General features: G+C 64.0%; 10 protein-coding genes. All 10 read right to left on the reverse strand.

Going from position 1 to position 11,811, the window contains the following annotated elements; translation table 11 throughout:
- Positions 1–80 precede the first annotated feature (80 nt).
- Positions 81–2,186, reverse strand: a complete 2,106-nt coding sequence (gene pnp / locus KR767_RS20910) for a polyribonucleotide nucleotidyltransferase (RefSeq protein WP_250877660.1) — start codon at positions 2,184–2,186, stop codon at positions 81–83.
- 30 nt (positions 2,187–2,216) lie between these two features.
- On the reverse strand, positions 2,217–2,486 hold the full coding sequence (rpsO, locus tag KR767_RS20915; RefSeq protein WP_250877661.1) for a 30S ribosomal protein S15: 270 nt from the start codon (positions 2,484–2,486) through the stop codon (positions 2,217–2,219).
- A gap of 142 nt (positions 2,487–2,628) precedes the next feature.
- Positions 2,629–3,543 carry a tRNA pseudouridine(55) synthase TruB gene (truB, locus tag KR767_RS20920; protein ID WP_166947057.1) on the reverse strand — a complete coding sequence of 305 codons (915 nt, stop codon included), beginning with the start codon at positions 3,541–3,543 and terminating at the stop codon, positions 2,629–2,631.
- A 115-nt stretch (positions 3,544–3,658) separates the two neighbouring features.
- Positions 3,659–4,030: a 30S ribosome-binding factor RbfA gene (rbfA, locus tag KR767_RS20925; protein ID WP_166947058.1), complete on the reverse strand. Its 372-nt coding sequence runs from the start codon at positions 4,028–4,030 to the stop codon at positions 3,659–3,661.
- 61 nt (positions 4,031–4,091) lie between these two features.
- On the reverse strand, positions 4,092–7,004 hold the full coding sequence (gene infB / locus KR767_RS20930) for a translation initiation factor IF-2 (RefSeq protein WP_166947059.1): 2,913 nt from the start codon (positions 7,002–7,004) through the stop codon (positions 4,092–4,094).
- Positions 7,005–7,140: 136 nt separating this feature from the next.
- Entirely contained in the window at positions 7,141–8,646 is a 1,506-nt protein-coding gene (gene nusA / locus KR767_RS20935) for a transcription termination factor NusA (protein ID WP_166947060.1), read from the reverse strand.
- 53 nt (positions 8,647–8,699) lie between these two features.
- Positions 8,700–9,248, reverse strand: a complete 549-nt coding sequence (locus KR767_RS20940; protein ID WP_166947325.1) for a ribosome maturation factor RimP — start codon at positions 9,246–9,248, stop codon at positions 8,700–8,702.
- A gap of 493 nt (positions 9,249–9,741) precedes the next feature.
- Positions 9,742–10,158, reverse strand: coding sequence for a GFA family protein (locus KR767_RS20945; protein WP_250877662.1), 417 nt, complete (start codon positions 10,156–10,158; stop codon positions 9,742–9,744).
- 75 nt (positions 10,159–10,233) lie between these two features.
- On the reverse strand, positions 10,234–10,869 hold the full coding sequence (locus KR767_RS20950; RefSeq protein WP_250877663.1) for a hypothetical protein: 636 nt from the start codon (positions 10,867–10,869) through the stop codon (positions 10,234–10,236).
- A gap of 154 nt (positions 10,870–11,023) precedes the next feature.
- Positions 11,024–11,323 (reverse strand): hypothetical protein, encoded by a 300-nt coding sequence (locus KR767_RS20955; RefSeq protein ID WP_250877664.1) that lies wholly within the window; start codon positions 11,321–11,323, stop codon positions 11,024–11,026.
- Positions 11,324–11,811 lie beyond the last annotated feature (488 nt).

An 11,811-nucleotide genomic window follows, 5' to 3' on the forward strand; every position in this document is an offset into this window, starting at 1 on the left:
GGGATCCGTGATGGGTGGGACGGGCATAAAAAAGCCCGGCATCTTGCGATGCCGGGCTTTTTACACCACAGACCGATCAATCAGCCCGCGGCGCCTTCTTCTTCGGTGACGGCCTTCATCGACAGGCGGATGCGGCCCTGCTTGTCGACTTCGAGGACCTTGACCTTGACGATGTCGCCTTCCTTCAGCTTGTCGGAGACCTTCTCGACGCGCTCGCTGGAGATCTGCGAGACGTGCACGAGGCCGTCCTTGCCCGGCATGATGGTGACGAACGCGCCGAAGTCCATCAGCTTGGCGACCTTACCCTCGTAGATGCGACCCGGCTCGACGTCCGAAACGATCTGCTCGATGCGCTTGCGGGCCGCTTCGGCGGCTTCGCGGTTGACCGAGGCGATCACGACGTTGCCGTCGTCGGTGATGTCGATGGTGGTGCCGGTCTCTTCGGTGATCGAGCGGATGGTGGCGCCGCCCTTGCCGATGACTTCGCGGATCTTGTCCGGGTGGATCTTGATGGTGAGCAGGCGCGGTGCGTACTCGGACATTTCCGAGCGGGCCGTGCTCATGACCTTGGCCATCTCGCCGAGGATGTGCAGGCGACCACGCTTGGCCTGGGCCAGCGCCGTGCGCATGATCTCTTCGGTGATGCCGTCGATCTTGATGTCCATCTGCAGCGCGGACACGCCATCGGCGCTACCGGCCACCTTGAAGTCCATGTCGCCGAGGTGGTCTTCGTCACCCAGGATGTCGGAGAGCACGACGAAGTCGTTGCCTTCCTTCACCAGGCCCATGGCAATACCAGCCACCGGCGCCTTGAGCGGCACGCCGGCGTCCATCATCGCGAGCGACGAGCCGCAGACCGAAGCCATCGACGAGGAACCGTTCGACTCGGTGATTTCCGAGACGACGCGGACCACGTACGGGAATTCTTCGATCGTCGGCTTGACGGCCTGCACACCACGCTTGGCGAGGCGGCCGTGGCCGATCTCGCGACGCTTCGGGGCGCCGAAGCGACCCGTCTCACCCACCGAGAACGGAGGGAAGTTGTAGTGGAACAGGAAGGTGTCCTTCGACTCGCCTTCCGGCGCGTCGATGATCTGCGAATCACGGGTGGTGCCCAGCGTGGCGATGACCAGCGCCTGGGTTTCGCCGCGGGTGAACAGCGCCGAACCGTGGGTGCGCGGCAGGACGCCGACGCGGACGGAGATCGGGCGGACGTCGTCGAGCTGGCGACCGTCGATACGGACCTTGGTGGCGAGCACGCCGTCACGCAGGGTGCGGTATTCGACTTCACCGAAGGCGGCGCCGATGTCGGCGTCGGTCCAGCCATTGGCTTCGGCGTCGGCGGCGATGGCAGCCTTGACGTCGGTCTTCAGCGCGCCGATGACATCACGACGGGCCAGCTTGTCGCGGATCTGGAAGGCTTCGGCGAAACGGTTGCCGACGGCAGCCTTGACGGCGTCGTACAGCGCGGTCTTCGGAGCCGGGGCTTCCCACTTGAAGGTCTTGGCACCAGCTTCGGCGACGAAGGCGTTGATCGCGTTGATCGCCGCCTGCATCTGCTGGTGGCCGTGGACCACGGCGCCGAGCATGACGTCTTCGCTGAGCAGCTTGGCTTCGGATTCCACCATCAGCACGGCGTTGGCCGTGCCGGCCACGACGAGGTCGAGGTCGGAGGTCTTCAGCTCGGTGGCCGTCGGGTTCAGCAGGTACTGACCGTTGGCGTAACCGACGCGGGCGGCGCCGATGGGGCCCTTGAAGGGCACGCCGGCAAGGGCCATGGCAGCCGAGGCGCCGAGCAGCGCCGGGATGTCACCGTCGACTTCCGGGTTCAGCGACACGACCTGTGCGATGACCTGCACTTCGTTGCGGAACTCTTCCGGGAACAGCGGACGAAGCGGGCGATCGATGAGACGCGAGGTCAGCGTCTCCTTCTCGGTCGGGCGGCCTTCGCGCTTGAAGAAGCCACCCGGGATGCGACCGGCGGAGTAGAACTTCTCCGTGTAGTCGACCGTGAGGGGGAAGAAGTCCTGACCGTCGCGTGCCTTGGGGGCTGCGACCACGCTCACCAGGACGACGGTGCCGCCCATGCTGACCATGACAGCACCGGAGGCCTGCCGGGCGATTTCGCCCGTCTCCAGTGTGACTTCGTGACTACCGTACTGGAATGACTTGGTTACTTTCGCCACTGAGATCTCTCCTCGTCCTGTTTCGTTGGATTAGCGACGCAGGCCGAGGCGTTCGATGAGGGCTTGATAGCGAGCGAAGTCGCTCTTCTTCAGATAGGCAAGAAGCGTCTTGCGCTTGTTGACCATCTTCAGCAGGCCACGACGCGAGTGGTGATCCTGCTTGTGCGCCTGGAAGTGATCCTGCAGCGCGGTAATGTTGGCGGACAGCAGGGCGACCTGGACTTCGGTCGAGCCGGTGTCGTTTTCCTTGCGGCCGAAATCCTTGATGATCTGGCTGGTCTGTTCGACAGTGAGCGACATGTGTATCGATTCCTTAAAAGCGGATGCGAGACTTGAGCAACCTCAACGGCCCCCGATGAAGTTGCGCAAGCCTCGCTTTTGATGAAAACCGTTAAACGAGCACGTAATTGTAACGTCCCGGGAGTAGCGGCAACAAGTGCAGTCACTCCGTGGGCAGATTGAAGCCCCTGAGAACCTTCAGAATACCACTCTCCCCGACTTCCCCCAGTGCCATGAGGCGTCCGTCGGCACCCCAGACGCCGCAGCGCCCGGCGGCCACGCCGGTCAGCGGCACCGGCTGGCCGAAGCCCAGCACGCGACTTTGGGCTGGGTCAAGTTCCACCCGGGGAATATGTGACAACCCCGCCTCGACAGGCAGCACGCAGGCATCGAGCGGATCGGGACCGGTTTCAGCGGCCTCCCTAAGCTGGTCGAGGGTGATCATCGCCGGCGCCATGAACGGCTCGACCCAGGTCCGGCGAAGGCCGGTCAGGTGGGCACCGCAGCCCAGGTTCGCGCCGAAATCCACGGCGAGGCTGCGCACATAGGTGCCCGAACCGCACTCCACGAGGAGACGAACCGTATCCCCTTCCCTGCCCAGTACCTCAAGGCGGTAGACATCGACCTCGCGGGCCGGCACGTCCACGGCCTCGCCGCGCCGGGCGCGGACGTAGAGCGGCACGCCGTCCTGCTTGATCGCCGAGTAGGCCGGGGGAATCTGGACGATATGGCCACGCAGCGGCGCCAGCGCCGCCTCGACGGTGGCGTCGTCCAGCTCAGGCACAGCCTTAGTCTCGACCACATCGCCTTCGAGATCGGCGGTGGTGGTGGTGACGCCCAGTCGCACTTCAGCCTCGTAGGCCTTGCGCGAGCCAAGCAGCCAGCCGGCGATCTTGGTGGCCTCGCCAAAGCACAGCGGCAGCAGGCCGCTAGCCAGCGGGTCGAGACTGCCGGTGTGGCCGCCCTTGGCGGCGCCCACGAGACGGCGCGCCGTCTGCAAGGCCTGGTTGGAGCTGAGGCCGAGCGGCTTGTCGAGCAGCAGGATGCCGTGGATGTCGCGGAAGGTGCGGCGGTTCATAAATCCAGAAACATGAGCTTTTGTAGGAGCGCGCCTTGCGCGCGACCGGGAATGGCGAATACCGGGACGGTTATCGCGATGACCGGTCGCGCGCAAGGCGCGCTCCTACAGGTTTTTATTCGTCTTCGGCCGGGGCCGGGGGGACCGGGTTTTCGCGCAGCAGGGTTTCGATGCGTTCGCCGCGGTCGACCGATTCGTCGTACTTGAAGCGCAGCTCGGGCACGCGACGCAGGCGCATCGTGCGCGAGAGCTCGCGACGGAATTCCTTGGCCAGATCCTTGAGCGCCTTGACGGCCTCGACCGACTTCTCGGGCATCAACGCGGTGACCCACACCGTGGCGACGTCGAGATCCTTGGTGGTTTCCACGTCGGAAACGCTCACCGAAGGCAAGCCATGGTCACGCACGGCGGCATGCACCAGCAGGCCGATCTCGCGACGGAGTTCGGCGGAGACGCGGTCGGTGCGTTTGAAATCACGGGACGGCATATCCGCCTCCTATAAACGATAAAAGCCTCCCCGGCGTACCGGGGAGGCGTTGGCTTGCGATTTAGAGCGTACGGGCGACTTCGATGCGCTCGAAGCACTCGATCTGGTCGCCGACCTTCACGTCGTTGTACTGCTTCACGGCGATACCGCACTCGGTGCCATTGCGGACTTCGTCCACCAGCTCCTTGAAGCGGCGCAGCGATTCCAGTTCACCCTGGAAGACCACCACGTTGTCGCGCAGCACACGGATCGGCTTGGAACGCTTGACGATGCCCTCGATGACCATGCAACCGGCCACCGCGCCGAACTTCGACGAACGGAACACGTCGCGGACCTGGGCGACGCCGATGATCTCTTCGCGGATTTCCACGCCGAGCAGACCGGACGCCGCCTGCTTCACCTGGTCGATGACGTCGTAGATGATCGAGAAGTAACGGACATCGAGGCCCGAGGTATCGATCACCTTGCGCGCCGAGGCGTCGGCACGGACGTTGAAGCCGATGATCAGCGCCTTCGAGGCCGCTGCCAGCTGGGCTTCCGACTCGGTGATGCCGCCCACGCCGGAGGCGATGACGTTCACCTTCACCATGTCGTTGCCGATCTGGGTGAGCGAGTCGCGCAGCGCTTCGACCGAACCCTGCACATCGGCCTTGACCAGGATGTTGAGGGTCTGCTGGCCTTCGCCCTGGCCCATCTGGGCCATGATGTCTTCCAGACGGTTCGACTTGGTGACCAGGCGGTTTTCGCGACGCTTCTGCTGACGCTCGGCAGCCACCTGACGGGCGAGACGCTCGTCTTCCACGGCCACGAAGTCGTCACCCGACTCCGGCACGCCGGACAGACCCAGCACCTGCACGGGGATGGACGGGCCGGCTTCGGCAACCTGCTTGCCCGTTTCGTCGATCAGGGCGCGCATGCGGCCGTATTCCACACCGCAGACGACGAAGTCGCCCTTCTTCAGCGTGCCCTGCTGCACGAGCACCGTCGCCACCGGGCCACGACCGCGGTCGAGGCTGGATTCGATGACCACACCGGAAGCGCGACCGTCGGCAACCGCCTTCAGCTCCATCACTTCGGCCTGGATCGAGATGGCGTCGAGCAGTTCGTCGATACCCATGCCGGTCTTCGCCGAGACGGGCACGAACTGCGTGTCGCCGCCCCAGTCTTCCGGGATGACTTCGAGGTTCGCGAGGCCCTGCTTGACGTGGTCCACATTGGTGTCGGACTTGTCCATCTTGGTAAGCGCGACGATCAGCGGCACCTTGGCAGCACGCGCATGCTTCACGGCTTCCTGCGTCTGCGGCATGACGCCGTCGTCGGCAGCGACCACGAGCACCACGATATCCGTGGACTGCGCGCCGCGGGCACGCATGGCGGTGAACGCCGCGTGGCCCGGGGTGTCGAGGAAGGTAACGACGCCACGGCTGGTTTCGACGTGGTAAGCGCCGATGTGCTGCGTGATGCCGCCCGCTTCGCCCGAAGCGACCTTGGTACGACGGATGTAGTCGAGCAGCGAGGTCTTGCCGTGGTCGACGTGACCCATGATGGTCACGACCGGCGGACGGGAAATCTTCTCGCCGTCCAGCTCCGCGTTCTGCGTATGCGAGGCCAGCGCGGCTTCCGCGTCGTTGTCGGTGGCGCGAACCGGCGTGTGACCGAGTTCTTCCACCACCAGCGCGGCGGTGTCGTGATCGATCGTCTGGTTGATGGTCGCCATGACGCCCATCTTGAAGAGCGTCTTCACGACCTCGGCGCCCTTCACGGCCATCTTCTGTGCCAGCTCGGCCACGACGTTGTTGTCGCCGATGACGACTTCGCGCACCACGGCAGCCGTGGGACGGGTGAAGCCGTGCGGACCGCCCGACGAGGCCGAGCCGCGGTTCGGTTCGATGCGACCGCCCCTGCCCGGCTTGCCACGACCACCCTTGCCGCTGGAGCGGCGGGCGCGGTCGGCATCCGACAGGTGCATTTCGCCACCGGCAAAACGCTTGCCGCCCGACTCGCGGTCGTTACGGCCGCCGTTGCCGGCGTTACCGCCACCACCGCCACCACCGTGCTTCGGACGTGCGTTGCCGCGCGCATCGCTGGCAGCCGCAGCGGCGCCCGGCGCCGGACGGGCAGCCGGTGCCGCCGGACGGGCAGCTGCCGGAGCGGGCGCAGCGGCAACGGGTGCGGGTGCCGGAGCGGGTGCCGGAGGCGGCGCAGGCTTGGACACCACGCGCTCGCGCTTGCGCGGCTCATGGATACGGGGAAGGATCATGCCCAGCGAGCGCGTATCGAGCTTCGCAACCTGATGGGTCGGCGCATCGTCACCCGATGCGGTGCCGGCCGGCGAGGTGCTGGCGCGCGCTTCGGCTTCGGCAGCCTCCGCGGCAGCACGTGCCTCGGCATCGGCGCGAGCGCGCTCGGCCGCGGCCTGCTGCTCGGCTTCCGCCCTGCGACGGGCCTCGGCGGCTTCTTCTTCCTTGCGACGAGCTTCGGCTTCGGCGGCCTCGCGTGCTGCCGCGGCCTCTTCGGCCTGGCGACGCTCGGCTTCCTGGCGGAGCAGCGCTTCATCGTGATCGTGCTGGTCGTGCGACTCGCCATGCTGCAGCGAGGCGTCGTCACGGTCGCCGTCGACAGCGGCGTCCTCGGCGATGACGCTGCGCTTGACGTAAGTGCGCTTGGCACGGACCTCGACGTTGACCGTCTTGGCCGGACCCGCACTGCGTCCCGTACCGGAGTTCACCTTCAGCTCGCCGACCGTGCGGCGCTTCAGCGTGATCTGGCGCGGAGCCGAATCCTCGGCCTCGACGGCGGTGTCGCTCTTGCCATGCGTGCGGCGCAGGAATCCGAGCAGTTTCACCTTCTCGGTGCTGCTGATGACCTGATCCGCGTTGTTGAATTTCATCCCGGCCTTGTCGAGCTGCCCAAGGAGCTTCTCGACTGGCATTTCCAGGACCTGTGCCAGTTGTTTGATTGTGACGTCCGACATCGTTCTTTACTCTCCGCCGTTCCCGCGCGTACCCACCTTACGTGCCGTTCGATGACCCGTACGGCTGCCTCCATCCTTGGTGGAGGGCATTTCAGCCCTCCTCGAGGCGCCCTTCCAGGGCGCTTCCGGTCCGCGCTTAGCCACCCTTCTCCAGACGGGCGATCATCGGTGCGCGGGCAGCCATGATCAGCTGCTTGGCGCGCTCCTCGGTCATGCCTTCGATATCGATCAGTTCGTCGACGGCCAGGTCGCCCAGGTCGTCGAGGGTCTTCACGCTGCGCTCGACCAGGGCGAAGGCCGTGGCCTCGTCCATGCCGTCGAGATCGAGCAGTTCCTGCGACGGGCCTTCGACGTTTTCTTCCACGGCCAGCGCTTCGTTGAGCAGGGCGTCGCGGGCACGGGCGCGGAGTTCTTCCACGATGTCCTCGTCGAAGCCCTCGACCGCGAGCAGCTCGGCGCTGGGCACGTAGGCGATTTCTTCGACCGAGGAGAAACCTTCGGAAACCAGGATGCCGGCGATTTCCTCGTCGACCTCGAGCTTGTCCATGAACAGGCTGAGTGCTGCCTGCTGCTCGGCTTCGCTCTTGGCGGTGACCTGGTCCTGCGTCATCACATTGAGCTGCCAGGCCGTGAGCTTGCTGGCCAGGCGCACGTTCTGGCCGCCGCGGCCGATGGCCTGGGACAGCTTGTCCTCGGCCACCGCGATATCCATGGAGTGCTTTTCTTCATCCATGATGATCGACTGGACTTCGGCCGGAGCCATCGCATTGATGACGTACTGGGCCTGGTTCTCGTGCCACAGGATGATGTCCACGCGCTCGCCATTGAGCTCGTTGGACACGGCCTGCACGCGCGAACCGCGCATGCCGATGCAGGCGCCGATGGGATCGGTGCGGCTGTCGTGAGCCACCACGGCGATCTTGGCGCGGTCGCCCGGATCGCGGGCACAGCCCTTGATCTCGACCAGGCCCTGGCCCACTTCGGGCACTTCGAGCTTGAACAGCTCGATCATGAATTCCGGGGCGCTGCGCGAGACAAACAGCTGCGGACCACGGACTTCCGACTTCACCTCGTAGAGGTAACCGCGCACGCGGTCGCCGACGCGGTGAGATTCACGGGGAATCGTCTTGTCGCGCGGGATGAAGGCCTCGGCATTGCTGCCCAGGTCGAGGTAGATGTTGCCGCGCTCGACGCGCTTGACGATGCCCGTGACCAGTTCGCCGACGCGATCCTGGAAGGCGTCGACCACCAGCTGGCGCTCGGCTTCGCGGACGCGCTGCACGATGACCTGCTTGGCGGCCTGTGCGGCAATGCGGCCGAACTCGGCGTTTTCGACCTGATGCTCGATCGAACCACCGACTTCCACCGCCTGCCCTTCGGCTTCGTCTTCGGCGTCCATGAGACGGATCTCGTAGGACGGGTCTTCCATCTCGCCGTCATTGGCGATGATCGTCCAGCTCCGGAAGGTCTCGTAATCGCCCGTGTTGCGGTCGATCACGACCCGGATGTCCGGGTCCTCATCGGGGTAGCGCTTCTTGGCGGCCGAGGCCAGCGCCGCTTCCATGGCTTCGAAAATGACTTCGCGCGGCACGCCCTTCTCGTTGGCGACCGCGTCGACTACCAGCAAAATTTCTTTGCTCATTGCCGCTACTCCCATGAGGGCACCGCTGGGGCACCCCGTCGTTTCGTGTTTCGTTATTTGGTTTTCTTCTTGGTGCCCGGCTTGGGCTTCGGCTGCGGCGCATAGCCGAGGGCCACCCAGTCGGGCACCACGCGGGCGCTTTCGACGTCCGCATGTTCGAATTCGAATCGGCCAGCCTCGCCTTCCAGCACAATGTGCTCGCCGTTTACTTCAACGACGTTGCCTTTCAGGCGCCGGCGACCCTCGATGGGGGCCTTCAGCAGCACCTTTACTTCCTGGCCGGACACCCGGGCGAACTGCTCCGCCGTGAACAGCGGGCGGTCGATGCCGGGAGAGGAGACTTCCAGTACATAGTTGCCGGGGATCGGATCTTCAACGTCGAGCCATGCGGAGAACTCGCGGCTGGCGGCCTCGCAATCCTCGATGTTCACCTCCGGCGGAATCTCGGCGGCCTCGCGACGCTCGCGTTCGGCTGCCGTGACATCCAGGAACACGCGCAGCGTGCTCTGCCCGTCGGACGGGGAAAATTCGATACCCAGGACTTCGAGGCCCAGTTCGGCCACGATGTCGGAGAAGCGCTGTGATAGTGCGTTGTTGTCCACGATGCCTGCGGTTTTCCGGTCGCCAGAAACAAAAAAAGGGCTCAAGCGGCCCATTCCTTTCGTCGCCGATGTATCCCGACACTCTCCTCCAGCGCCCTCCGCGATGCCCTGACGGCGCTCACAGTGTGTCGCAGGACGCTTCCATGCGCCCAACAAAAAAGCCTCACGAGGAGGCTTTCTTGTAAAAAGAAAGTTCCTGAAACGCCGCGGACACGAAAGCCGGAATATTCGTCAACGGCGCTTTAAGATTCACGAATTCTATCGCATTTTTCTTCCATCGTGCAAGGAGAACGAGCCTCGTAAGCTCCTGCCGCGTGAAGGGTTCCAGATGTCCGGAGATGGGGCAGATGCAGGCCGGCCCCCGCCTGTCTCAACAAAATTTGAGACGAGGCACTGTAGGAGCGCGCCTTGCGCGCGACCGGTATGGCAGTGAACCCACGGTTTCGCGACAACCGGTCGCGCGCAAGGCACGCTCCTACACAAGCAGGCCGGCTCACGCCCCCATGGTCACCGTGCCGATCCAGCCCCTCGCGCGGCGGGTCAGCCGGTCATCCTCCCCCTCCCCGTCGAAACTGATCGACACGGGATCCGCCACAGGAACCTCACCATCGAAGGTGCGAACGTTGACCACGGCATAGCGACGCCCTTCGATATCACTGGTACACACGGGAACGACCCCACAGACCTGGCAGACATGGAACTGCGCCGTACGCGTTCCGAATTCATGCCGCGAGACGCGCGACGCGTCCCGAAAGCGGATATCCAGCGAAGCCGAGGGATTCGCCGTCCATGCCGCGCCATGCTTGCGGCAGAAGGTACAGGTACACGCCCGCGTGGGAACCGGTGGTTCACCCGGCCATGCAAGGTCGAAAACGATGTTGCCGCAGTGACAGCTGCCGTGGATATGCACCCGTGCGCTCCGTTCCGAAGAATGGCCCCATGGTAACGCCAGGCTCCGCCCCCTTTTCTACCCGGCGGATTCTGGCTACCCGACCCGTTCCATTCGCCGGGACCTCAGCCATGGCGAGTACCCGAACGCCATCCACCCGGACATCACCAGGCTGAACATCCAGTCCGCGTGCGGATAATCATGGATATACGTATGTTGCGGCAGATCGACCAGCCGCTTCGCGTACTCGACCACGGCCTCCATGTCGCCCAGGATGGTGGCGGATCCGGCATCGTCTCCGATGACGCAAACCGTCCCGCGCAGACCCCGCACCTCGACCTGTTCCCGAAACCATGGCTCGAACGTATTCAGCACCTCGACACGCGTTGCGTGACGCATGTCGAGAATGATGGAACCGGGCACCTTGTCCCAGTCGATGGTGCTTCCGGAAAAAGGGTAGCGATCCGTGATCACATCGACGATCGGATCGACATCCATGGCCACCCTCAATCGTTCTTCCGCCATAGCCGGCTGAAGACCCCGCAGATACGCCTCATTTCGATCCATCGGAATAGCCTGCGGAAGAGGAAGTTGTGTAACGAACCCGGAGTCCTTATCGACCGAATAGATACTGTGACGTGCGACGTCTGCAGGAAACATCCGCCAAAAAGCCAGAAACAAAAAAACGCGAGCGACCTGCTCGACCTGACCGTTGACGATGATCCCGGCCACTCAGTTGCCCCCTATAGCGAAGCCGGTCTATCCGTCTTCGCCTTGCCCGCTCTTGAGGGAGATTTTGGCTTGCTTAGATATCAAGCCACCTCGTCACTCGCCATGTTTGCAGTCGGAGTCACCCATCAAACGATCGAACCGATTTGGGATGGACTCAACCTGCAAAGCCAAGTAAGGCCCCTACGAACACGGCTATGAATAGACCCAATCCAATCCCTCCAGACCATCGGGCACTGGCCAGCAATCCAGCATGCCTATCGGAAAAAGTTCGATCCAGGTCCTTCCCGAAAAATACAACACGAAATAGCTTCAACTGAGCGTTAGGCCCATCAATACCCACAGTATGAATACCTGACTCTCGCTGAAGAAGCGAAGCCAACCGTGCCATTGAGGACAGATAAAGAATTGCCATTACGAACGATATGGCGCTGGCGATCATCACCGCAAACTTCATTAGTTATTCTCCTTGAAGTCCCTATCAACCGAATAGGTACTGAAGCTGGCTCCCGCTCCAACACCGACGTCGTAGCGGGCCAGATTGCCGCTGTCGCGGATCGCGAGCAAGCGCGCTCCTACGGAGGTAGCGCAAGTTTGGTTTTTTGCGGCAAGATCGCGACGCCATTCGGGGGAGCCGTCGGGCCGAGGCCGTGGCGCAACCTGCGTAACCGAGGGGCGGTGGGCGAAGAAGGCCGCACAGCGGTGGCGGTCGGGATGACCGCCATTCCTCGCCTAGGCACGGAGGCCGAGTCGAGGAACCTCGCCCACCCGCCCGGCCCCGAAGGAGCGAAGCCATCAAACACGAGCCGCGCAGCGTCCCTCCTTTCCCGAGGGACGGTGAAGCCGGAGCGCCACGGCCCCAGCCCGACGGCTCCACACCGCCACGCCCGAGCGCCGATGCGAGTCATACCTACGAAGCAGCGGTACGGCGTAAGCCGTCAAAAA

The sequence above is a fragment of the Luteibacter anthropi genome (genome assembly GCF_023699965.1).
Taxonomy (GTDB): Bacteria; Pseudomonadota; Gammaproteobacteria; order Xanthomonadales; family Rhodanobacteraceae; genus Luteibacter; species Luteibacter anthropi.

Excerpts from the sequence above, each read along its gene's own strand:
- rpsO (WP_250877661.1), bottom strand. The coding sequence starts at position 2,486 with ATGTCGCTCACTGTCGAACAGACCAGCCAGATCATCAAGGATTTCGGC.
- truB (WP_166947057.1), bottom strand. The coding sequence starts at position 3,543 with ATGAACCGCCGCACCTTCCGCGACATCCACGGCATCCTGCTGCTCGAC.
- rbfA (WP_166947058.1), bottom strand. The coding sequence starts at position 4,030 with ATGCCGTCCCGTGATTTCAAACGCACCGACCGCGTCTCCGCCGAACTC.
- infB (WP_166947059.1), bottom strand. The coding sequence starts at position 7,004 with ATGTCGGACGTCACAATCAAACAACTGGCACAGGTCCTGGAAATGCCA.
- nusA (WP_166947060.1), bottom strand. The coding sequence starts at position 8,646 with ATGAGCAAAGAAATTTTGCTGGTAGTCGACGCGGTCGCCAACGAGAAG.
- KR767_RS20955 (WP_250877664.1), bottom strand. The coding sequence starts at position 11,323 with ATGAAGTTTGCGGTGATGATCGCCAGCGCCATATCGTTCGTAATGGCA.